Consider the following 22068-nt stretch of genomic DNA (forward strand, 5'->3'; position numbering starts at 1 on the left):
ATCCTGTTCTGTTTTTCATGTATCCGATGATGACAAGTGTAACCATCATTGCCTGGGTTTGCCTGAATCGCCACTTGGCATACGGCAGTCTGATCAGGCAAAGGACTGATTTAGCGCCAAGCTGATTTTGTAACAGAGTGAGTAGGCAACAGTGAAAGATCAGGTTTCGGCCAGATGTCGGGCAATAATGCCAGCCAGGGTAGCCAGCCCCTGCTGCCACTTCGGTGTGTCCTCGTAGTTCGCAAAACTGAACCGTATGCAGTGCCTGTGCTGATCTTTGGCGCTGAACATATTTCCCGGCAGCAGGCTGATGCCTTTGGCTAGGGCTTCCTGATAAATACGATTGCTGTCTGCTGGCTCCGGTAAGATCAGCCAGCATAAATATCCGCCTTCAGGTTGAGTCAGGTGATAGCGTTCTTTCAGATGCGGATAACGATCCAGTGCCCAGGACAGAGCCTGGAAAAACAGTTTTTGTTTTTTGCTGTAGCTGCGACGTATTTTGCCGAGGTGATCGCGGTATTTACCGGTCGTCAGGAATTCGCCGACGGCAGAGTGCAGCAGATTGGGGCTGCCCATATTGTCGGTCATCAGGCGTTTTTCGATCACGGGCTGATATTGTCCAGCAATCACCCAGCCAATACGTAATCGGGAATCGAGGGTTTTGGAGAGGGAATTACAGTAAATCACCCGGTTTTCGGTATCCAGCGTTTTGAGCGGCAGCGGCCGCTGGTGGTAAGCCAGCCCGCCAAATACATCATCTTCAATAATGGGGATGCCGCCAGTCAGTGAGAGGAATTCCCGTCGCTCCTGTATTGACATTACATGGCCGGTTGGGTTGTTGAAGCTGGGGTTGATCAGGATAGCTTTGACTGGCCAGTTTTGAAGGGCGGCTTCCAGCGCACCGAAATGCCAGCCGTACTGAGCATCAAACGGAATTTCGATAGCCTGCAGGCCGAGAGATTCAAGCAACAACAGGTTGCCAAAGTAACTGGCTGATTCAAGCAGCACAATATCGCCTGGCCGGGTGATCGCTTGCAAACTCAGGCTGATGGCTTGCTGGGCGCCATGTGTGATCAACAGTTCACTGGCTGAGGTCGTGATGCCCAGCTCGCGGTTGATTCCCACCAGTTGTTTCAGCAGGTTTTCATCACCGGGGGGTAACTGGTAATGGCTGGGAATATGGCTTTGATAACGACTGTGGCGACCGATTTCAGCATACAGAGAACGAATAGCGGGAAAATTCGTGTCCGGGTGCGCTGAGCCCATCGGCAGCACCTCTCTCGATGCCGGTAACCGCATGATGTTTTTGCTGAGGGTCATCAGATCCACAAACTCCGGTTCAGGCACCGGGACTGTCGGGACACTATGTAATCCGGCAGCGACCCGATAACCCGAGCGGGGACAAGCCGTTATTTTGCCGCCGGCTTCCAACTGCTGGTAGGCACGGATGACGGTGTTCTTGCTCAGGTTCAGTTCGCGGCTTAGCTGACGAATGGACGGCAGTTTGTCACCCGGAAGATAACTGTGTTTATCAATCTGGTCATTGAGCCAGTTGAGTACCTGTTGATATTTGGTGATGCCCGGTGATGGTGTTGCTTTCATCCTTCTGTACCCTAAAAATCACTGTTATCTGTGCCTGTTAACATTTCTGTACCCCTATAAAGTAAAGACTCTGTGAAAAAATGCAAAGTGAGAGAGTCATGCTGGCACGCTTTATTCCGTTTATTTTTGTTGTTCTTTGGAGCTCCGGTTTCATTGGTGCCCGGCTAGGGTTGCCTTATGCCGAGCCGATGACTTTCCTTTTATTACGCATGTTAGCGAATATCGGTGTGTTTCTGTTGCTGGTTGTGATCTTGCGTGCCCGTCTGCCGACAGGTAAAGCGCTGGGGCACTGCCTGGTCGCCGGGTTACTGATCCATGGCTTCTACTTGGGGGGAACCTATATTGGCATTAGCCTTGGCATGTCTGCCGGGCTGTGTTCACTGCTGGTCGGGTTGCAGCCGATTGTCACGGCACTGGTGATGTTTGCCGCTGCAGGTGAACGTATGAGACCCACACAGTGGGCTGGATTAGTGCTTGGCTTTATCGGGATCGCCCTGGTACTTCAGGGGAACATGTCCTGGCATCAGGATGGTAACCGAACGGCAGCGTATGCGTTTACGATTCTGGCGTTGCTGGGGATTACCTTCGGCACCTTGTATCAGAAACGGTTTTGCCAGAATGTCGATATGATTGGCGGAGCGGTTTGGCAATATGCGGCGGCTGCCACTCTGTTTTTGCCGGTAGCACTGATGACGGAAACCATGGCTGTGAATTGGACGCCAACGTTTATCTTTGCGCTGAGCTGGCTGGTACTGGTGCTCTCGGTGGTATCAATTCTGCTGCTGCTGTACATGATTAAGCACGGTGAATCGTCAAAGGTTGCCTCAACTTTTTATCTGGCACCGCCAATGACGGCGTTTCAGGCCTGGCTGGTATTTGGTGAAACGTTTGATAAATATGGTGCGATGGGGTTTGCCCTGGCGGCGGTAGCGGTATACCTGGTGATTCGTCGGCCAAACATCCGACCGGCTCAGGCTACCCAGTACGGCGTCTCTTCCCGCTAACTGTCGCCAAGAGTACAGCGAACCTTGAAACTAAAAAGCCCGCTTCAGTATTCGTTTTCGATACAGAAACGGGCTTTTCCATTACTGGCCTGCTACCAGCACGATCAGAACGGATACCAGAATAACTGGTCGGACTGGTGTCTCAGCCAGAAACCGCCAGCGAGAACCAGCGCAATGGTTGTCAGCACCATATAATCCACAGACTGCATTGGTTTCAGGCTGTACCATGTCCGTTTGTTGTGGCGGCCAAAACCACGCAGCGTCATGGCGTTGGAAATCACATCGGCCCGGTCCAGACTGGAGAAAATCAACGGGCCGAGTATTTTGGCCACATTTTTCAGGCGAGTGAAAACAGGGGCATTTTTCGAGATATCAACGCCACGAGCCTGTTGGGCATGCATGATATTGATAAAGTCTTTGGTCACTTCCGGGAGATACCGCAGGGTCAGGCTGACGGCATAGGCGATCCGGTATGGTACGCCCAGCCGGTTCAGACTGGCCGAAAACTCAGTCGGGTGCGTGGTGAAAACAAATACCAGCGCGATGGGGAACATGCTGAAATATTTCAGGGTGACCGTCAGCAGATAAAACAGGGTTTCCTGAGTCAGGGTATAGTGGCTGGTCAGGGCCAGCAGTACCGTCTCGCTACCCATGTATTCTGTTCCCTGTTGCGGCGCAATCAGGTACATAAACAGCGCGTTGAGCAGCAGGACGGTTACGGTGCCTGTCATCAGCGTTTTGTAGTTGGAGAACGGCACGCCCGACAGCTTCAGCAGAGCAAAACCTAAGGCGATCATGGCCGTGATGATGCGGATATCAAACGTGATCAGCACCATGGTCACCCAGGCCATGAACAGGACAAACTTGGTAATACCATTCAGTTTGTGCAGCGGTGAGCCGGTATTGATGTAACTGATACCGAATTTGATTTTATTGGTTTTCATACGTGTGCGCTTGCCTCATGGTGAATGAAGCAACGAATAAAGTGATCGATTCGTTCAATGCCAAGTTTCTGAGCCAGCGTGTACAAACTGGTCACCGTCAGGTTGGCCTGTTCCAGCAACGAAGGCTGACTGAAAATGGTGTTAACCGGTGCATCTGCCAGCAGCTTGCTGTCGGCAATCACAATCGCCCGGTCGGTGTATTCCAGCACCAGATGCATATCATGTGAGATGATCAGGATAGTCAGTCCCAGTTTCTGGTTCAGCTCGCGGATAAACGCCATCATCGCGGTATAGTGACGGTAATCCTGTCCGGCAGTAGGTTCGTCCAGAATCAGCAGTTTGGGTTCCAGTACCAGCATTGTTGCGATGGTCACCCGCTTTTTCTGACCATAGCTCAGGGCATCTACTGGCCAGTGACGGTAGCGACCCAGCCCACACAGTTCCAGGGTAGCCAATACCTTCTGCTCAACCTCAGATTCCGGCAGACCGCGGTGGCGCAGACCAGATGCGACCTCGTCAAAGATCATATGATGGGAAATCATGTGATTTGGGTTTTGCAGAACAACCCCGATATCTTGACTGCGCTCCGAAATAGAACGCTGGGTCAGGTCTTTGCCTTCAAAGTGCATTGTGCCCTGATCCGGGGCGATGACGCCCATAATCAGCCGGGTCAGAGTCGATTTCCCGGAACCGTTCTTACCCAGCACCGAGACAAATTCTCCCTGGCGCAGGGTAAAGCTGATGTCGTCCAGTGTCTGCTTCTGGCCGTCGTAGGAGTAACCCAGATGACTGACTTCCAGAAGAGGTGTGGCTTGATTGGTTTGCGATTGGGGAGTCTGTAAGGTTAGCCAGTTAAGGACGTCAGATTTAAACGCATCCAGCTGCATCGTCTGTAATGAGGCTGGCTGATCAGATGCACGGACAGTACAGCCCGCTGCTTTCAGAGCAGACAGGTACAATGGCTCTCGGATACCGTGTTCACCCAGTAGCGGACTGGCCAGCAGCTCATCTGGAGTCATGTTGGCAACAATCTGGCCACGTTCCATCATCACAATCCGGTCAACCGGGCAGTGGAGGACATCTTCCAGACGGTGCTCAATGATCACGACAGTTTTGCCGGTGTCACGGTGCAATTGGTCAATGATCTCTATGGTCGCCTTGCCAGTTTTGGGATCCAGACTGGCCAGTGGTTCGTCAAATAGCAGGATATCTACGTCATCTACCATAACTCCGGCCAGTGATACACGTTGCTTCTGGCCGCCGCTCAGATCAAACGGCGACAGATGCAGCATGTCATCCAGCTCCAGCATCTTGGCGGTCTCTTCGACCACACGGTGCATCGCACCCGGTGCAACCATCTGGTTTTCAAGTGCAAAGGCAATATCCTCGCCGATGCTCAGGCCGACAAACTGGCCGTCGGTATCCTGCAGCACCGTTCCGACCTGGCAGGTCAGTTGGTGTAAATCCATGTGCTGGGTGCACTGACCATTAATGGTCAGTGAGCCGGAGATATCACCTTTGATGGCAAAAGGAATTAACCCGTTCAGGCACTGGCCAAGGGTGGATTTGCCGCTGCCGCTTGGTCCGACGATCACGACCTTTTCGCCTTTTTCAATCGTCAGGTTGATGTTCTTCAGGGTTGGCTGCTCTAACGCCCAATATTTAAAAGAAAAATCTGAAAACTGGATGGACATGCGTTAGTACGCCTCTTTCAGGTTGTAACTGAGTTTTTTACGTTTTGCGACTGCGGTCAGGATGAAGTGGCCGACCACCGCAATCAGTATCGTGTTGCCCGCGGCAATGATGGTCAGCTGTGCCATTACCTTGGTAAAAGGTTCGGCGTAGAGGATGGCGTCAAGCATGGCGGAACTGCCATAACCTACAACATTGCCAATAAAGGCCAGCAGTACGAACAGGCAGAAATCGAGCTTGGAGAAATGGCCTTTCTCAAGGCGTTCGCGAGTGAGTTTCGGATACAGGCCAATCAGTAAGCCGACGATGCCGGAGCCCAGCACCCAGGTAATCCAAACGCCCCAGCCAGCAAATAAGTCGGTGACCCAGTGTCCAATGAAGCCGACCAGAAAGCCAACCAGTGGGCCAAACAGGACGCCGAACAAAGCCAGTACAGCCATGGCCGGTTTGAGGGTGGTGTTGGCAAAGACAGGAATACCGAACATAGGCAAACCGCCTATGCCGTATAACGCTGCACCAATAGCAATAAGTACAACTGTCTTGGCAGATAAATTCATGACATACCTTTCTAATTCACTGACGTTGCCCGTAGGCGAGTCTGTTGATTTGCCGGCCTTGTAAACGCTGCTTTGCAAGTGGCGGGCGCTGGCATAGCCAGACAGATGTCATATCCGGGAAGAGAGGTAAATCCATTTTTTCGCAAGAGCAGGGTGGTCGGCAGACACAAGCGGCGCATGATACATGAAGCCGCTAAATAAATGAAATCTTTACTTCCGGACGTCTATTCCTTGCCCGATTTGTTGTCATCAGCGTATACCTTGTAACCTGAAAAAACACAGTGATTTCGTTTTTACTCTTCCTATTCGGCGGGCATTGACGACGACTAAACTTAGAAGTACAGAGAGAAGAAGTACGCAGGCTGCCTTTAAAAATATGCAATCATCAGCAATACTGTAAGTTAATCAAGGCAGCTTGATCGGTGTTGATATTGGGTCTTAGCCACACGTTAAATGGCTGTTTCTAGGATGATAAGTTATCGTTTTAGCAAGGATGTCCCAGTTAGTGCTAAAGCGCACTGTTTTCTCTGTTCTGCTCACAATAATAGCGAGAACATAGGCTGATAACGAAAGTTATGCTTTTCCGCCGATATTGCTGAGAACTATCTAAACGGCTGGAAATAATGAATTTTCCACTTTATTTTTTCACTTAGTTAGTAAATACTGCTGTTTCATATCGCTTTAATGTAAAGCGCGTGAAATTTGAACATTCCGATTCTTGTCAAGCTTTAACTTGCTTCGAAAACATGCGCTGATACACAGAATCCGCATGGGCTCAGTTAGGAAGTTGAGGTAGAATCGGTTACTATCAGTAACAGCTATCCCGCCATTCCGGCAGGGTGCAGAGCCAAATCATATTGGAGATACAGCTTGATTAATGTATTCCTTGTAGATGATCACGAACTGGTTCGCACAGGGATCCGACGTCTTCTTGAAGATGTCCGTGGTATTAAAGTGGTAGGGGAAGCCGACAGTGGTGAAGAAGCCGTAAAATGGTGCCGAAATAATCATTCGGACATTATTCTTATGGATATGAACATGCCGGGTATCGGCGGTCTGGAAGCCACGCGTAAAATTTTGCGCTTCAGCCCTGATATCAAAATCATCGTTCTGACCATCCACACTGAAAACCCGTTCCCGACGAAAGTGATGCAGGCAGGTGCCGCAGGTTATTTAACCAAAGGGGCAGGGCCTGATGAAATGGTGAATGCGATTCGCGCAGTGAATAGCGGACAACGTTATATTTCACCGGAAATAGCGCAACAAATGGCACTGAGCCAGTTTGCGCCAAGCTCAGAAAACCCATTCAAAGATCTCTCTGAACGCGAACTGCAGATCATGATGATGATTACGAAAGGGCAGAAAGTGACCGAAATTTCGGAGCAATTGAATCTGAGTCCTAAAACGGTTAACAGTTACCGCTATCGCCTGTTCAGTAAGCTGGACATTAATGGTGATGTCGAACTCACCCACCTTGCGATTCGCCACGGAATGTTAGACACAGAGACGTTGTAGTGTCAGAACAGTTTGACGCAAAAAGTTTTCTAAAAACCGTTACTCACCAGCCAGGCGTCTACCGAATGTATGACGAGGCTGGTGAGGTTATTTATGTCGGTAAGGCGAAGGATTTAAAGAAACGCCTGTCCAGCTACTTTCGCACCAATGTCAGTGGTGAAAAGACCAGGGCTTTGGTCAAAAACATTGCCAAAGTTGATGTCACGGTAACGCATACCGAAACCGAAGCGTTAATTCTGGAACACAACTACATCAAGTTGTATTTGCCCAAATACAATGTCCTGCTCCGCGACGATAAATCCTACCCTTACATCTACCTGAGTGCTAACCAGCACCCCCGTCTGACTATTCACCGCGGCGCGAAAAAGCGCAAAGGGGAATACTTTGGTCCGTATCCGGATGGCGGCGCAGTACGCGAAAGCCTGCACCTGTTGCAAAAGGTGTTCCCTATCCGTCAGTGTGAAGACTCGGTGTATGCAAACCGAAGCCGTCCCTGCCTGATGTACCAGATTGGCCGTTGTCTCGGGCCCTGTGTGAAAGGGCTGGTCAGCGACGAGGATTATCAGGAGCAGGTGAATTTTGTCCGTTTGTTCCTTAAAGGGAAAGACCGTCAGGTGATTGCATCCCTGGTCGAAAAGATGGAGCAGGCGAGCCAGCAGCTGGCGTTCGAGAAAGCCGCGATGTACCGGGATCAAATTCAAGCGCTGCGCCGGGTACAGGAGCAGCAGTTTGTCAGCCAGGACAGTGATGACGATCTGGATGTCGTAGGCATTGCGCACGAAAATGGCATGGCCTGTATTCATGCGCTGTATATCCGTCAGGGCAAGATTCTGGGCAGCCGCAGTTATTTCCCGAAAATGCCGGCAGAAGCTGACATTACCGAGGTGCTGTCCAGCTTTGTCTGTCAGTTTTATCTGAATCAGGCAGAAGGCAGGGTCATCCCATCTGAAATTTTGCTGGGTGAGTCGTTAGGCGATGAGCAATCGGTGATTGCGGAAACGCTGTCGGATCTGGCCGGGCGAAAAATCACGATTAAGACCCATACGCGCGGGCATAAAGCCAAATTTCAGAAACTGGCTCAGACCAATGCCCGTACGGCGCTGATCAGCAAGCTGAACCACAAGCTGACCATTCACCAGCGTTTTGTGGCGCTGCGTGAAGCATTGGGGCTGAATACGCTTGAGCGTATGGAGTGTTTCGATATCAGCCACACCATGGGTGAAAAAACCGTTGCGTCCTGCGTGGTCTTCAACAAAGAAGGGCCGCTGAAACAGGAATATCGCCGTTACAATATTTCCGGTATCACCGGTGGCGACGATTACGCCGCGATGGCTCAGGCACTGGAACGTCGTTATGGTTCGCAGATCGATCCTGACAGAATTCCCGATATTATTTTTATCGATGGGGGTAGAGGTCAGCTCTCAAGAGCGTATGATGTAGTAGCACCTTTGATGGCCGAATGGCCGACCCGTCCGATTCTGGTGGGCGTGGCGAAAGGCACGACCCGAAAACCCGGCCTGGAAACCCTGTTGCTCACAACAGGCGAAGAATTTACCATGCCTTCAGACTCTCCGGCGTTGCACCTTATTCAGCACATCAGGGATGAAAGCCACAATCATGCGATCAGTGGTCACCGTGCACAGCGGGCGAAGGTAAGAAAACGCAGTGTGCTGGAGGATGTGGAAGGCATAGGTCCGAAGCGTCGTCAGGCGTTGCTCAAATACATGGGTGGTTTACAGGAACTCAAAAAAGCAAGCAGAGAGGAAATCGCCAAGGTTCCAGGGATTAGCAGGGCACTGGCAGAAAAAATCTATGACGCACTGCAACACTAGCGGTGTGGCGATACAAAAATTCACAATAAGAACTAATTGATTATGCGTTTAACGATTCCAAATATTTTAAGCTTCATACGGCTATCGCTTATCCCTTTTTTCGTGATTGCTTTTTACCTGCCGTATCAGTGGGCTCCTTTTGCAACCGCGTTGATTTTCTTTGTCGCCGGTGTGACAGACTGGTTTGATGGCTACCTCGCCCGTAAACTGAATCAGACTACCCGCTTTGGCGCTTTTATTGATCCGGTGGCGGATAAGGTGATGGTTGCAACCGCGATGGTGTTGGTGGTCGAACACTATCATTCTATTTGGGTGACCATCCCGGCGATCACTATGATTGGTCGTGAAATCATTATTTCGGCTTTGCGTGAATGGATGGCCGAGTTGGGTAAACGCTCCAGCGTGGCTGTTTCCTGGGTCGGTAAGGTGAAAACCGCCTCTCAGATGCTGGCCCTGTTGCTGCTGCTGTGGCATCCGGTCGAGTGGATAGTCTGGGTAGGGTATGTCGCTTTATATGTCGCAATGATTCTGACTTACTGGTCGATGTACATTTATCTGCGTGCTGCTAAAGACGACCTGTTTAATGCCGAGCATATGTAACCCTGGCTGACACGCATTTTGGGTGCATCAATCTTGAAGACATTAATGTTGAAAGTATCGTTGAAAGCGTCAATGTTAAAAGTACCAATGTTGAAAGCATCAATGTTGAAAGCAGCAACCGGATGCTGAACGCCTGAATGACAAAAGCCGCCTGACTGGCGGCTTTGTGCTTTCTGGTGGTTACTCGATGGTAATGCGCTTGTGGGCAATACCGGCGTGGCAGTCAATACAGGTTTCCCCCCTTTGTTCAATCATTTCATGGTTTAGCCGGGCGCGCTGAGGCTGTTTGGACAGATCAAAGTTCTCACCGGAATGACAATGGCGGCAGGTGCCTGAATCACTGGCTTTCATATCCTCCCAGACGATCCGGGCCAGCCTTGGCCTGTGCTCCTCAAAGTTCTCTTTGGTGACCGTGCCTTTCATCATGTGGTAGATATCTGCCGTCGCCGCGATTTTCACTTTCATCTTATCGATAAACTCGTGGGGTACATGACAGTCTGCACAAGTGGCCAGAACTTTATCGTCACTGACATAATGGGGCGATGCCTTGTACTCTTGCACGATGGTGTCCATTTTCAGGTGGCAGCTGAAACAAAATGCGTTCATGTTTGAAGCCACCATGACACCCTGGAAACTGACCAGCCCGATGACGACAAGGACGATGCCAATCGGGATACCAAGCAGCAGTGGCTTTTTCAGCCAGCGCCAAAACTTTTTTGTCCGGGAACGTGGTTCTCCCATAATGCCTCCTTAGGGTATTGCCGGGCATGAGGTTGTCATGCCCGGCATCCCGGACTATTTGCTGTCGTTGAGGTAGCGGTCTTTAAAGGCATCCTGTGCTTCTTTTCGTGCCTTTTTGACATTTTCCGGTTCATTACCCGTGAACCAGGCATGCTCAGGTCGGTTGAGGATTTCATCCAGTACTGCGCGAGCCCGGGTGGCGCTGTCGGTTTTTCCGTCATGCTCCGCTTTTTCGAGGATCTCCATAAACTGCGGAACCATTTCGATATAAAACCGTTCAGCCACTTCATACATGCCGTGCCACTGGACATAATCCGGTGCCTGCATAGCCGCACCATGGCGCGCTCTGCGGCCTTCGTGATGCCAGAGATAGAACCAGGTCCATTCAATTTCTTCGTCGAACTCGGTGTCAGTCAGCAGTTTTTCTTTTTGCAGGACTTCCATCATGGCTTTGCCGGGGCGGGCAAACTTGTCGTTGTAGAGTTCAACCAGTGAATCAAACTGCTGGTAGAAATTGTCGATCATGGATTTGGTATGGCATGACTGACACACATTTTTCATGTCTGTCCGTCTGTCCTGCCAGGACTTGGTTTCTTTACCGGATGCCTTGTCTTTGGCGTCAATTTTCTCCGAAATGGCCGGGCGCAAGGTCCAGGAGATCCGGTTACCCACATCATGGGTGACAGGCAGTTCGCGGGTTGCTGACATATGGCAGGTTGCACAGGTTGGCGCGGCATCATAGTCTTCACCGACTACCCATTTGGCCGAATCCATATTCATTTTATCGACGTGGGCAAAGAAGTTGATACCGTGCTTAGACTCTTCATAAACCTCTTTCTGCGGATGGTCTGGGCCTAAGTGGCACTTGCCGCAGGCTTCAGGGCGGCGAGCCTGCACCATGGAAAACTCATGGCGCTGGTGGCAGGCGGTACAGGCACCTACCGAGCCGTCCGGATTGATCCGTCCGATCCCTGTATTGGGCCAGGTGGTTGGGTCAAGGTCGCCATTTTCCAGCACTTTGACTTCAGAGCCGTGACACTGCCAGCAACCGTTTACCGCCGCAGAGGATTTACCGTGGAAGGTGAGGGCGCCTTCCACCACTTCGGCTAAAAAGTTGTCTAAAGAACCAAGAATTTGACCGGCTTTGGCATGGTGACTCGCGGAAAATTCGGCCACTTCCTGACTGTGGCACGCACTGCAGTCTTTCGGTGACACAATGACAGCAATATTGAAGCCTTCATGTTTTATTGCATCCGGATCATCCGGTGATGCCTGATGACATTCATAGCAGCCCACATTGGCGCCGTAGTGTTTTGAGCGACCCCATTGTGCGTAGATAGACGGGTTTTTCTCCTTGTGGCAGGCAGCACACTCCTTACTTTCCTGACTGAGTTGCTTGAAGGGTTTCATGACCAATGCTTTGGGTTCAGCAAAGGATGTCGCGGGTAATAAAAGAAGTATTGCGGTAAGAAGGACGAATAAATGCTGCGACCATCTGGCTGGAGTCGGCAGTTTTATTTTCATAGTAACCTCGCTCACGTGCTTGCAGTGTATCCCTGCGTTGTTATGCGTTATGTTTACTGCTTCGCTTATCCACATAAAGTGTATGTCTAATTAATCTTATTGGTGAAAAAACATTCACCGACAGGGTGTGATATGGATGCAATAAGAGTGCGATATGCTGCAGGCGGTGTTTACTTGCCGCTCAGAGGGTTACAAGCAGCGATTACTCACTGCGTTCTGATGTTTCAATCCTGTGTCAGGTATGTTCGATTCTTGCTGAAGCAGCCTGTCTACTTTTCTTAACAGATCACAAATTTGATCTTGCCTTCATAAATTTGCTTTCAATGCGTTGTTGATAATGGAACTAATTGGTATTTTCGTTGGGAAGGTTCCCAGAGAGATAATACCTATGAAAAAGAGATGGATTGCGGCGCTGGTTTTCACTGCACTGAATGGGACGTCAGTGCTTGCCAATGAGGTCGTGGAAAGTGTACTGATTGATGATGTGACACTCGATGGCTATCAGAAAAAAAGTTATGAAGTCATTCTTGAGAGTGAAGCGCAATTGTCACCGAGCGAATTCCGTGGCAGCCGGGTGCAGATGAAGCTGCTGGTGGAGCTGTTCCACAATAGCCACAACGGCAAGAAAGCCGCGCGGGTTGTGACGTTGGGCAACGGTTATGTGCCGGGTGGCTCAGGCGTAAAACAAATCTATGATGCGCCGCTGCTTGCCCGTTTCACTCAGAATTATCCGGTTCAGTTTGATTACAGCATTTATCAGGCTGGTGGTACCCCCATCTTCAGTGAAGACTATTCGCCGCAGAACGAGGCCAGCGACGTGTCGGTTTCAACTACCACCGTTGCGCCGTCTATTGGCTTGTCTGTGAGCGGCAAACCGGGTGAAATGCCTGGTTTTTCGGCATCGCTAAACACTCAGTTGGGGGTGGCCTACACTTCTCGGTATTCCAGCAAAGACTATGTTACCGCAGTAAAACCACAGGTCGGGAGTTATCGCGGGACAGGCGTGAAATGGACGACATCACTGAATCAGTTGTATACCAATGACTATCAGTACTACGGCAAATGGGCAGGTGTTTACCATTACACCGACTGCTACAATGAGAACCTGCTGCCGGAAGAGAATTTCCCACGCCTGATTTACGGCTTTAAACCGAAGTTCCAGTATGTGTTTACCCCCGACGCGGATACCAACGAGGTAACGACAACCGAAATGATCGTGCGTGCTGGGATGAAACAGGTTCAGGAGGGATTCTCCCGTAGCGCGTGTACCTGGTCTGATTACGGTACTAAAAACCATTACAACGAAGCGGAAGTCCGCTTCAGTATCGACTGGGATAAACTGGTTGTGAGTAAGCAATAAACGACCAAGAAACAGCAGAAAATTTCTGATTTTTTCATAAACGATATCAATGCCGGACAAAAGTCCGGCATTTTTTTATCTTTAATCACGCTAATGCATAGATATATTTGACCATGATTAAAGTAAGGAGATAATAGGGTTATCTTCACGTCGATATATCATCAATGAAAAAATTTCCTTCTAAAGCACATAAAAATCCACCTAATGATTGACAGACCTTCGCTATTGATGATTGAATCGAGGCATCCCATCAGTGTATGGGAGCAGAAGAGGTGCGTTAACCAGGTAGTCTGTCTGAGGTATCCAAATACCCGGGAAGGCAGGTGAGGGGGCTTAACGCCGAGATGAGTTTGCGTTTGGATGCAATACTTGTCGGTCACTGGGGCTGAATCCTCAGGGCTGTCACCTTTGGTGGAGAGCTTCTGGTATTTGTGCTTTTTTGCCTTCAAATGGCTGTCTGTCATTGGCTTTTTCGCAAAACCAAGCTCTCTAATACTGATAATGGAAAATTCGGATTAGAGATGCCAAATCAAACTTCTTCCACCGCGACAGCGGTTCAACAACAACTACAACAAACAACTCTGTGGACGGCATTGATTACGCCTTTTCATGCCGACGAATCCATCGACTTTGCAACCCTGACTCGACTGTGTAAAGAACAGGAAGCCGCCGGAAATGGTGTGCTGGTGCTCGGGAGTACCGGTGAAGCACTGGCGATGACCCAGGAAGAGCAACAGGCCGTGGTTCAGCATGTCTGTGCGCTGGATCTGACAGTCCCGCTGATGGTCGGGGTGGGTGGTTTCCAGCTGCAGCAGCAACTGCAATGGCTGAGTTTCCTTAAAGATTACCCGATTGACGCCTTGCTGGTGCCGGTACCGCTGTATGCCAAGCCGGGCCCGGTTAGTCAGCTTAAGTGGTTCCTCAGTGTGCTGGATGCCAGCCAGTGGCCGTGCATGATCTATAACGTGCCTTCGCGAACAGGCGTGTCATTGAATGCTGATACCCTGGCATCACTGGCCGTCCACCCGAATGCCTGGTCAGTCAAAGAAGCCAGCGGCAGTGTGGAAGCCTTTACCCGTTATTATGATGCGGCGCCATCACTGCAGTTTTTCTGTGGGGATGACGGATTGCTGGTGGATTTCGTGGCTGTTGGCGCGTGTGGGCTGGTTTCCGTGGCCGCCAATGCCTGGCCGGAAGCAACCGCACGCTATGTCCAGCGCAGCCTGACAGAGACAGCTCCGGATTTTAAAGCGTTATGGCAACAAGCCGGTGACAGCCTGTTCTGTGCGGCGAACCCGATTCCGGTGAAAGCGCTGATGCAGCATCAAGGCCGAATTCCTCATGCCGGATTGCGTCCACCGCTATATCTGGAAGAGCTGAATGAACTGACCACGGTGCTGCAAGCCAACGATGCTGTGCATCAGTGGCTGCAAGCCAGCGCTAAACCAGCAGTATCGGCTGACGATCCGCTCCTGGTTGCCTGATTACTGGTTTCTTACTTATCTCGGGCAGTACAGTGATGTATCAGCACCGATTTACGCCGGTACCAATGTACGCGCCGGCGCCATTTACGAATCTCGCACCTAAAAACAGAGCCCAATACGGCAGCGTTCTACGGCAATTTTATACGCTAACAACATCAGCAACGCGATAACCTCATTGTGCAGGCTTGTTGAGACAGGCCTGCGCCCGATCACGGAGAGCCGAAGCGAAATCTTCGGAATGGCACATGATTGCAACAGAAAAAATGAAAGTGGGTGAGCAGCCAACGGGTAATCCGATGGAAATTTCCGTTATCCGTATTCAGGGCAGCGGCAATGGCCCTCGGGTGTATATTCAGGCGAATGTGCACGGTGCCGAAGTTCAGGGTAATGCGGTGATTTATCAGCTGCTTGAGTTCTTTCGGCAACACCCGCCAGAAGGGGATGTGGTGCTGGTGCCGCTTGCTAATCCGATGGGCATTAATCAGAAAAGTGGTGAGTTCACCCTTGGCCGTTTTGACCCTGTAACGGGGGTAAACTGGAATCGTCAATATCATTTTGATGCCAGTCTGATTGCTCCATTCTGTGAGGAGTACCGCCATGCTGAGGAAACCGTGATTCGTGAGGCGTTTCGCGGTCAGTTGAGACAGCATTTGCATGAGCGGCTGAATTCCCCATGGGGACTGACCTGCGGCCAGCATCTTGCCATCAATTTACAACTGATGGCGGTGGAGGCTGATATTGTGCTGGATCTGCATACCGGGCCGATTTCTGCGCGTCATTTGTATGTGCCGGAATATGCCAGAGAGCGTGCGCGTTATTTCAATATCCCGCTGAATATTCTGATTCCGAGTGATTTCAGTGGTGCGATGGATGAAGCGAGTTTCAGCCCCTGGTGGCAACTGAGCGAGGCGTTTGCCAAGTTTGGACGTCCGTTACCTGTGATGGTGGATGCTTTCACGATTGAACTGGGCTCGCAGGAGAAGCTGAACGTGCAGGCCGCACGAGAAGATGCGCTTGGCATTTGTCAGTATCTGCAGCATCAGGGCTTGTGGTCAGCAACGCCGGTTGTTGAGTGTGAGCCAGTGACACAGCATGCGTGTTATCTGAAAGATTACAAAGCGTTTTTCAGCCCGGCCGGCGGGCAAGTTGAATACCATGCCACGGTGAATCAACCGCTGGCGGCTGGCGCGCCGTTGGTTACCTTATGGCACTTTAATGCGCTGGCAAGTGAGGCTTGTGAACGCCGGGATCTGACTTTGCATTGTGATGCTATCCCGGTTCTCCATTTTGCATCTGCCAGTGTCAATCAGGGGACTGAGCTTTATAAAGTGATGACCAATACTTTCCCGCTGTAAGCTGAGCCAGTAAGTCAAGTAAGCCAAGTAAGCCAAGTAAGCCAGAAATCACTTTCTGGCTTTTCTTTTATGCTAAGTGCCGGAACAGGGCCGCAGCCAGAATACCTGCAGCAATTGCCGGTAAAGGCTTTTTCCAAATCACCATCACAATGGCTGTCGCCAGTAATGCCAACCGTGCACCGTTATCCCCTTCCACTGCCAGCGGGGCGAGCAGCGCAACCAGCACGGAACCAGACATCGCACTGATAAACTGTTGGACTCGATGGCTGATTGGAATAAAAGACATTACAAAAACTCCACCCCAGCGGGTGATGAGGGTTACCAGCGCCATCACAAGAATAATTAGCAGGGTACCGTTGAAACTGGTCTCAATGGTCATGTTTTTTCTCCGTCCAGAATGCGCCCAGCAAACCACCCGACAGTGCGCCCACTACGACATGGCTGTTTTCAGGTAAGTACCAGTAAGCCAGTAATGATGAACCCGCCGCAACGGCCCAGATCACCAGAATACGAATGTTTTTCGGTCCGATAGCTACCATCGAAAGCAGGAAGCAACCCATCACCATGTCCAGCCCCAGCGAAACCGGGTCGTGAATAGCGTTACCAAAGGTCAGTCCCAGCCAGGTGCCGACAATCCAGAACGACCAGAGCGCCAGACCACCGCCCAGCAGCAAGCCTATCCCGCGTTCGCCACGACTGAGTGCATTGAGTGACAATGCCCAGTTTGCATCTGATGCCAGGAGCATGACGCCATACCGTTTTGCAGGAGGCAGGTGACGCAACCAGGGATACAGCGTTGCTCCCATCAACAGGTGACGGGCATTGATAGCAAACACCGTGACCATCAGTGGAATAACAGGCACTTCTGTGCCCCACAAGTCCAGGGCGGCAAACTGAGATGCGCCGGCGAACACCAGTGTACTCATCAGAAGTGACGAGGTGTTATCCAGGCCGGTTTGTGAGGCCGCCAGGCCAAAAGCCGCGCCAAATACGACGACAAAAAAGGACAGTGGTACCAGTTGGGTAAAGCCGTTCCAGACTTCTTTTTTCGAGAACTCGTGCAGGTTTGTACCTGACGTCAGGTTGGGTTGAATGTCGGTTTGCATGGTGATCAGATAGCCAGTGTGTAGGTGGAAAAGATGGATTGTCTTATACAATCAGCAGAATATAGTTGTTATGGTTTGCAGTATGTCTCATATCTCTCTGGATGTGAATGGCTAGCAGATGTACTGGGATGTAATCAGGCTCGCTTCAATAGGGATTCAACACGCCTTAATGATATGTATCTCATGCATTCGGCGTTCATTCACATACCGCTTGCTTAAATTGTCACGTTTTGAATACCGCCAAGCCAAGCCAAGCCAAGCCAAGCCAAGGAACGGTATAGAGGGCATGACTGACAGTGCGCCTGACAGTTGCCCTACAGATTACCCTGTTGAGCTGATAGGGCCGGAGCGGAGGAAAGCACTGGTCAATTTCTGAAACAGTGTATCCACCGACGGCTGATGATCTATGTGCTCAAAAAGCGGTGTATGAACATCGGCACGGATTTGTACCGGATTATTACAGATCCGATTACACAGCTGTACAGGCTTTACAATGTCATCCATGTTGCCTGTGAGCAGGATACAGGCCTGTGAAAGCACAACCTGACCGCCGCCTTTTTTCAGCAATACTCGCTGAGCCGTTCCTACCACTTTTCGGTTGTCGATATTGAGGTTGTAATCACCATCACAATAGGAACCGGGCGTTGCATGGATGTTTACGGAGACACCCAGATCGTCAAAGAAATGGGTGAGAATCTGGCACAGATGCAAATACGCCGTCTTGATATCGTATGGCAGCCCCTCCGGCCAATGATAGATATGGGAGAGGTTTATGACACCTGGCAGCTGCGGTACAGGAGCGCCGCCGGTTTTTCTTGAGACTAATTTCCAGCCGGATGCGTCAAGCTCAGCAATCAGAGTCGGAGAGACCGGCCATTTTTTTCCGGCGGGCAGAACCAGAGTCGGGCTTTTTGCTTGCCACAGCAGCAGTGCCTGAGAAAGGTCATTGGACTGGACCATGTGCAGCAGCTCGGCTTCTTTTTCGAAAAGATCTTCAGCCTCGATACTCAGGTAACGAATCAATTTGTTTTTTGCTGTCAACGGGTATCTCCTGACTGGTGGCAAGACAGTAACGCTATGCTGACCTGAAAGTGTATTGAAAACAAGGGGACAATAAATAAGGTTATTTCAGGTGGTTAACGGTCACTGGCAGCGAATTATCGCACGGTGGAAATGCGAAAAATTCACATTTTCTCATTATGTGCCATGTTTTATATTGTGCCGCGCAGATCTGAAACCGGGCACTGAAGGTGTATTAGGGAGGCACTTTCTGATGCCATTACAGACTCATTTTCAAGGAATAAAAGGTCACAATACTGTTATGGAAAAGATGGGTAAGATCACCATAAATGACTCCACCTGGTTTGGTGCCACAGATTTTAAAGGGAAAAAGACGCTTTCACCAACCAGTGCAATTCGCTTGAAAGTGGTATCAATACTGTATCCATTACCCTTTTTATTAGAGGGCTTATTTTTTATCTCGTTGGTTAGTCTGGCAATATTGCCGTTTATCTACGCAAAGATTTGGCCGCCTGTCCCTGCGCTCATTATCTATGGGGCCACTGTGCCTTGTTATTTACTCCTGCGAAAGTTATGTATTAAACGTTGTTACCACGTCTCCTCAGGCCTGTCATGCCTTATCAGCCATGGGAAAGTGGAGCTTCCCGCATGCCATATCATGGATGTTTCTGAGTCGATGGAGCACCAGCCCCGACATCCTGAGCCGAGAGAACCCGAGCCTCAAGGTCCGCAGTGTCTCACCGTCGCGAGGATCGAAATTCAAAACATTGTCGTGTCTTATTGGCCAACTACTCGTGATGTCAGAACGTCTTATATTCCCCATGCTTTGTTTATCATCACTGCATCAGGAAGAAATATTCTGTTAAAATCAGGCTTTTTCCCCATTCAGCAAATGCTTTATTTACTGGTGTATTTTGACTATCCATTAACGTTTGAGAAGGCAAAGTGGTCGCTGGTTCACACGCTACGGCTTATGTTGATTGCTTTTCCCGTGGTGGCGCACATTGCGGTTACAGGTTTTTTATACAACGACTATTTTTTGTAGCCATACAAGGCGGGTATTGAGAAGCAGTGTCAATTATTTACGCTAATTGCGCGTTGGGTATCTCAAGTGGAATGCTTTTTAACCATATGAATAAAAAAGATAAAACTTCTTATTGACGGATTTTTTCAATCCAGTAAAGTACACCTCGTTCTTACGGGGAAACTCGCAGAACAGATGGTGTTTAACTTTCTTCAGTTAGCAGTATCGCTTTTAAGCGTTGCCCTGGTGGTGAAATTGGTAGACACAAGGGATTTAAAATCCCTCGCCGTTCGCGGCGTGCCGGTTCAAGTCCGGCCCGGGGCACCATCTTTACTCTCGTTACTTACTCATGCCACGAGTAGGGTCGGTTTCATCATCGACATTCATAAAGAGAGTATTCAAAGGCGCGTTGGCAGAGTGGCTATGCAGCGGATTGCAAATCCGTGGACCTCGGTTCGACTCCGGGACGCGCCTCCATTTTTCTGTGTATTCATCCCATCAGCACTTTCACATCAGCTACATTTCCCACTAAGCATTTTACCTGTCATCGATTTTCTGTTATTCAGTGCGTCTTCAGATATAGCCGATAACCGTGTTCTATTTTCATTCTTTTCGTGCCACCTCATCGCGTAAGTTTCTTAAACGTCCACACTCCTTTTTGAGACGTCTAATCCGGATTTAATGCTCACCGGAGTCTAGGTTCACCAGAATCCATTGTTCACTAGAATCCAGTGTTTGCCAGAGTAGATTGTTCGCCAGTGTAAATTGTTCAAGCAACGTTTCACTCATCAAAGTGTTTGAACGGTTTGATTTTCCATCTGCTGGTAGACGGAAGGGCTGTGGGTGGGATAACAGCTGATAGTTTGGTTACTTTTTGTAACATTATGAAAGATAAATAATTTTGTCAGATGGTTATGATTTCTTTTATCCGTTTTTATAATGTTTGAGCTTTTATTGACCCAATTGTTGTTAAATCGCGTTATCAGATGTACTACACTTCGCGCTCTTTTGCTCATGGGCAGGCGCTGAAACCTTTTTCCATTTGAGAAAATGGTTAATTTGAGGGAAGTGCTGTATTGCTATTGGGCGATGGAGACATAATCGGCCACAACAAGTTTGCCATTACGTATAACGAATAATAATCATAAGGAAACTTCTATGTTTTTTCTGGGACGCTCAACATCACGGCAAGATAACGAGCAGGTCATTGCGAGGTTGAAAGAACAGTCTCAGCTTATGCAGGCGGTGCAGCGTAGTGTCCCATACATAGAATTTACACCTGATGGCACAGTCATCACGGCGAACGCTTTGTTTACGCAAACACTTGGATACTTGCCGGAAGACGTGGTGGGGCAGCATCATCGGCAGTTTTGTCCGCCACAACAGGTTGCCCAGCACGAATACCGCCAGTTCTGGCACCAGCTAGGGCAGGGGCGCAGTCAACATGGCACGTTTGAGCGGGTTGGCAGGGATGGTAACAGTGTCTGGATTGAAGCTAACTATATTCCGGTGCTCGACGGCAATGGTCGTGTTGTCAAAGTCATCAAAATTGCTGCCGATGTGACTCAGCAAAAGCAGCAACTTGATGCGCAGGGGGCTGTTTTTGCGGCGTTGCAAAAATCATTAGCAACCATTGAGTTTTCTCCAGAAGGAACGGTGTTGCATGCCAATGACAATTTTTGTCGGTGTGTCGGGTATTCACTACGAGAGATTGTTGGACAGCATCACCGGATATTCTGTACGCCAGCTTTTTTATCCGATATCTCCGAATTCTGGGAGTCGCTGGCCCGTGGGCAATATCAGTCAGGGTTGTTTGAACGACAAACGAAAAACGGGGACGTGATTTGGCTTGAGGCGACGTATAACCCAGTCTTTGATGAGCAGGGGAATGTCGTCAGGGTGGTGAAATTTGCCAGTGATGTGACGGCGCGAATTCGACGTGCCGAGGCCATTCGCTCAGCGTCTGAAGTCGCCATGCAAACATCGGATGAAACGGTGGGGATTGCTGGCCAGGGGGCAGCGACGCTGAATTCCGCCACTGAAATTGCTGCCAGTATCACTGCATCGGTTTCTCAGGCTAACCAACTGATGACCGATCTTGCCGTGCAGTCACAGAATATCACTCAGATCGTCACGACCATTTCCAAGATTGCCGATCAGACTAACTTACTGGCTTTAAATGCTGCAATCGAAGCGGCCCGCGCCGGTGAGTATGGGCGGGGTTTTGCCGTGGTCGCAGATGAAGTGAGAAACCTGGCTTCTAACACGATGCGAGCAACCGGGGAAATTGAGGCCATCGTACAGCACAATGCTTCTTTGACGGCCAGTGCTGAGCAGACCATGGCGAACATTCAGAACATGGTGCACGACTGTAACGCAAAGCTTCAGGCGACTCAGGCACTGATTGCTGAAATTAGTCTGGGCGCGCAGAACGTCGCCGATACGGTGAGCGAGCTGGTCAGCGATCAGCCGGAAACGCCGTGCCGTTAACGGGTTTCAGGTTGCGCGTAAATGCGCATTAGTCGGCAGACAGATATAAGATTAAGGTGGTAATCAGTGCTAAGTGTGCTGCTAGCTGAACCTGTAAAAATAGCGGAATCAGTAAAAAGCCGGTTTATCCGGCTTTTTACTGTCTTGGCTTTTGCCGCACTGGCTTTTTGCCGCTCAGCGCCAGCATAAACTTGACCCGTTTTTATTTCCCTTCCACG

General features: G+C 50.0%; 18 protein-coding genes, 2 tRNA genes and 1 riboswitch. Of the genes, 11 read left to right on the plus strand and 9 right to left on the minus strand.

Annotated features, from left to right (window positions below; genetic code table 11):
• Positions 1–159: 159 nt before the first annotated feature.
• Positions 160–1602 carry an aminotransferase-like domain-containing protein gene (locus tag PGW97_RS05915; protein ID WP_273859241.1) on the minus strand — a complete coding sequence of 481 codons (1443 nt, stop codon included), beginning with the start codon at positions 1600–1602 and terminating at the stop codon, positions 160–162.
• Between the two features lie 98 nt (positions 1603–1700).
• Between PGW97_RS05915 and PGW97_RS05920 the strand changes: the two genes are divergently transcribed.
• A complete protein-coding gene (locus tag PGW97_RS05920; protein WP_217393009.1) occupies positions 1701–2606 on the plus strand; it encodes a DMT family transporter in 906 nt (301 codons plus the stop codon).
• A 104-nt stretch (positions 2607–2710) separates the two neighbouring features.
• On the opposite strand, the gene PGW97_RS05925 is transcribed toward PGW97_RS05920, so the two are convergent.
• From PGW97_RS05925 to PGW97_RS05935, 3 genes are read right to left on the minus strand one after another with little or no spacing between them, the layout of a single operon-like run.
• Positions 2711–3550, minus strand: coding sequence for an energy-coupling factor transporter transmembrane component T family protein (locus PGW97_RS05925; protein ID WP_273859242.1), 840 nt, complete (start codon positions 3548–3550; stop codon positions 2711–2713).
• Entirely contained in the window at positions 3547–5244 is a 1698-nt protein-coding gene (locus PGW97_RS05930) for an ABC transporter ATP-binding protein (RefSeq protein WP_273859243.1), read from the minus strand. The genes PGW97_RS05925 and PGW97_RS05930 overlap by 4 nt, the downstream gene beginning before the upstream one ends.
• A 3-nt stretch (positions 5245–5247) precedes the next feature.
• Positions 5248–5799, minus strand: a complete 552-nt coding sequence (locus tag PGW97_RS05935; protein WP_047884194.1) for an ECF-type riboflavin transporter substrate-binding protein — start codon at positions 5797–5799, stop codon at positions 5248–5250.
• Between the two features lie 870 nt (positions 5800–6669).
• Here PGW97_RS05935 and uvrY point away from each other — a divergent pair.
• From uvrY to pgsA, 3 genes are all read left to right on the plus strand, one after another.
• Positions 6670–7314: a UvrY/SirA/GacA family response regulator transcription factor gene (uvrY, locus tag PGW97_RS05940; protein WP_047884195.1), complete on the plus strand. Its 645-nt coding sequence runs from the start codon at positions 6670–6672 to the stop codon at positions 7312–7314.
• A 65-nt stretch (positions 7315–7379) separates the two neighbouring features.
• Positions 7380–9146 (plus strand): excinuclease ABC subunit UvrC, encoded by a 1767-nt coding sequence (gene uvrC, locus PGW97_RS05945; RefSeq protein WP_047884242.1) that lies wholly within the window; start codon positions 7380–7382, stop codon positions 9144–9146.
• A 42-nt stretch (positions 9147–9188) separates the two neighbouring features.
• On the plus strand, positions 9189–9746 hold the full coding sequence (pgsA, locus tag PGW97_RS05950; protein WP_047884196.1) for a CDP-diacylglycerol--glycerol-3-phosphate 3-phosphatidyltransferase: 558 nt from the start codon (positions 9189–9191) through the stop codon (positions 9744–9746).
• Between the two features lie 180 nt (positions 9747–9926).
• Here pgsA and PGW97_RS05955 read toward each other — a convergent pair whose 3' ends face one another.
• Together PGW97_RS05955 and PGW97_RS05960 are read right to left on the minus strand one after the other, a co-directional pair.
• Entirely contained in the window at positions 9927–10487 is a 561-nt protein-coding gene (locus PGW97_RS05955) for a NapC/NirT family cytochrome c (protein WP_273859245.1), read from the minus strand.
• A 54-nt stretch (positions 10488–10541) separates the two neighbouring features.
• On the minus strand, positions 10542–11897 hold the full coding sequence (locus PGW97_RS05960; protein ID WP_107193798.1) for a multiheme c-type cytochrome: 1356 nt from the start codon (positions 11895–11897) through the stop codon (positions 10542–10544).
• Between the two features lie 502 nt (positions 11898–12399).
• Between PGW97_RS05960 and PGW97_RS05965 the strand changes: the two genes are divergently transcribed.
• The 3 genes from PGW97_RS05965 to PGW97_RS05975 all read left to right on the plus strand — a co-directional run bounded on the left by PGW97_RS05965 (position 12400) and on the right by PGW97_RS05975 (position 16210).
• Positions 12400–13371: a leukocidin family pore-forming toxin gene (locus tag PGW97_RS05965; protein WP_217393000.1), complete on the plus strand. Its 972-nt coding sequence runs from the start codon at positions 12400–12402 to the stop codon at positions 13369–13371.
• A 259-nt stretch (positions 13372–13630) separates the two neighbouring features.
• Positions 13631–13801, plus strand: a riboswitch (Lysine riboswitch).
• A gap of 91 nt (positions 13802–13892) precedes the next feature.
• Entirely contained in the window at positions 13893–14855 is a 963-nt protein-coding gene (gene dapA, locus PGW97_RS05970; RefSeq protein WP_273859247.1) for a 4-hydroxy-tetrahydrodipicolinate synthase, read from the plus strand.
• Between the two features lie 245 nt (positions 14856–15100).
• On the plus strand, positions 15101–16210 hold the full coding sequence (locus PGW97_RS05975; RefSeq protein ID WP_217393002.1) for a succinylglutamate desuccinylase/aspartoacylase family protein: 1110 nt from the start codon (positions 15101–15103) through the stop codon (positions 16208–16210).
• 67 nt (positions 16211–16277) lie between these two features.
• Here the strand turns inward: PGW97_RS05975 and PGW97_RS05980 are convergent, their stop codons facing one another.
• From PGW97_RS05980 to PGW97_RS05990, 3 genes are all read right to left on the minus strand, one after another.
• Positions 16278–16589, minus strand: coding sequence for an AzlD family protein (locus PGW97_RS05980; RefSeq protein ID WP_207103236.1), 312 nt, complete (start codon positions 16587–16589; stop codon positions 16278–16280).
• On the minus strand, positions 16579–17316 hold the full coding sequence (locus PGW97_RS05985; protein WP_207103235.1) for an AzlC family ABC transporter permease: 738 nt from the start codon (positions 17314–17316) through the stop codon (positions 16579–16581). Before PGW97_RS05985 ends, PGW97_RS05980 begins: the two co-directional genes overlap by 11 nt.
• Positions 17317–17637: 321 nt before the next feature.
• The gene (locus tag PGW97_RS05990; RefSeq protein ID WP_273859249.1) at positions 17638–18357 is read right to left on the minus strand and encodes a lipoate--protein ligase family protein; all 720 of its coding nucleotides are present in this window, start codon (positions 18355–18357) and stop codon (positions 17638–17640) included.
• Between the two features lie 232 nt (positions 18358–18589).
• Between PGW97_RS05990 and PGW97_RS05995 the strand changes: the two genes are divergently transcribed.
• The 4 genes from PGW97_RS05995 (at position 18590) to PGW97_RS06010 (ending at position 21850) form a co-directional block, all read left to right on the plus strand.
• Positions 18590–19381 (plus strand): hypothetical protein, encoded by a 792-nt coding sequence (locus tag PGW97_RS05995; RefSeq protein ID WP_273859252.1) that lies wholly within the window; start codon positions 18590–18592, stop codon positions 19379–19381.
• 219 nt (positions 19382–19600) lie between these two features.
• A tRNA-Leu gene (locus PGW97_RS06000) sits at positions 19601–19687 on the plus strand.
• Positions 19688–19763: 76 nt separating this feature from the next.
• Positions 19764–19837: transfer RNA gene (locus tag PGW97_RS06005), tRNA-Cys, on the plus strand.
• Between the two features lie 681 nt (positions 19838–20518).
• Positions 20519–21850, plus strand: coding sequence for a methyl-accepting chemotaxis protein (locus tag PGW97_RS06010; RefSeq protein WP_443147108.1), 1332 nt, complete (start codon positions 20519–20521; stop codon positions 21848–21850).
• Positions 21851–22068: the final 218 nt, after the last annotated feature.

The sequence above is a fragment of the Photobacterium sp. GSS17 genome, from assembly GCF_028621875.1.
In the GTDB taxonomy this organism is placed as follows: Bacteria; Pseudomonadota; Gammaproteobacteria; order Enterobacterales; family Vibrionaceae; genus Photobacterium; species Photobacterium ganghwense.

Excerpts from the sequence above, each read along its gene's own strand:
- PGW97_RS05915 (WP_273859241.1), bottom strand. The coding sequence starts at position 1,602 with ATGAAAGCAACACCATCACCGGGCATCACCAAATATCAACAGGTACTC.
- PGW97_RS05920 (WP_217393009.1), top strand. The coding sequence starts at position 1,701 with ATGCTGGCACGCTTTATTCCGTTTATTTTTGTTGTTCTTTGGAGCTCC.
- PGW97_RS05925 (WP_273859242.1), bottom strand. The coding sequence starts at position 3,550 with ATGAAAACCAATAAAATCAAATTCGGTATCAGTTACATCAATACCGGC.
- PGW97_RS05930 (WP_273859243.1), bottom strand. The coding sequence starts at position 5,244 with ATGTCCATCCAGTTTTCAGATTTTTCTTTTAAATATTGGGCGTTAGAG.
- PGW97_RS05935 (WP_047884194.1), bottom strand. The coding sequence starts at position 5,799 with ATGAATTTATCTGCCAAGACAGTTGTACTTATTGCTATTGGTGCAGCG.
- uvrC (WP_047884242.1), top strand. The coding sequence starts at position 7,380 with ATGTATGACGAGGCTGGTGAGGTTATTTATGTCGGTAAGGCGAAGGAT.
- pgsA (WP_047884196.1), top strand. The coding sequence starts at position 9,189 with ATGCGTTTAACGATTCCAAATATTTTAAGCTTCATACGGCTATCGCTT.
- PGW97_RS05955 (WP_273859245.1), bottom strand. The coding sequence starts at position 10,487 with ATGGGAGAACCACGTTCCCGGACAAAAAAGTTTTGGCGCTGGCTGAAA.
- PGW97_RS05960 (WP_107193798.1), bottom strand. The coding sequence starts at position 11,897 with ATGAAACCCTTCAAGCAACTCAGTCAGGAAAGTAAGGAGTGTGCTGCC.
- PGW97_RS05965 (WP_217393000.1), top strand. The coding sequence starts at position 12,400 with ATGAAAAAGAGATGGATTGCGGCGCTGGTTTTCACTGCACTGAATGGG.
- dapA (WP_273859247.1), top strand. The coding sequence starts at position 13,893 with ATGCCAAATCAAACTTCTTCCACCGCGACAGCGGTTCAACAACAACTA.
- PGW97_RS05975 (WP_217393002.1), top strand. The coding sequence starts at position 15,101 with ATGATTGCAACAGAAAAAATGAAAGTGGGTGAGCAGCCAACGGGTAAT.
- PGW97_RS05980 (WP_207103236.1), bottom strand. The coding sequence starts at position 16,589 with ATGACCATTGAGACCAGTTTCAACGGTACCCTGCTAATTATTCTTGTG.
- PGW97_RS05985 (WP_207103235.1), bottom strand. The coding sequence starts at position 17,316 with ATGCAAACCGACATTCAACCCAACCTGACGTCAGGTACAAACCTGCAC.
- PGW97_RS05995 (WP_273859252.1), top strand. The coding sequence starts at position 18,590 with ATGCCATTACAGACTCATTTTCAAGGAATAAAAGGTCACAATACTGTT.
- PGW97_RS06010 (WP_443147108.1), top strand. The coding sequence starts at position 20,519 with ATGTTTTTTCTGGGACGCTCAACATCACGGCAAGATAACGAGCAGGTC.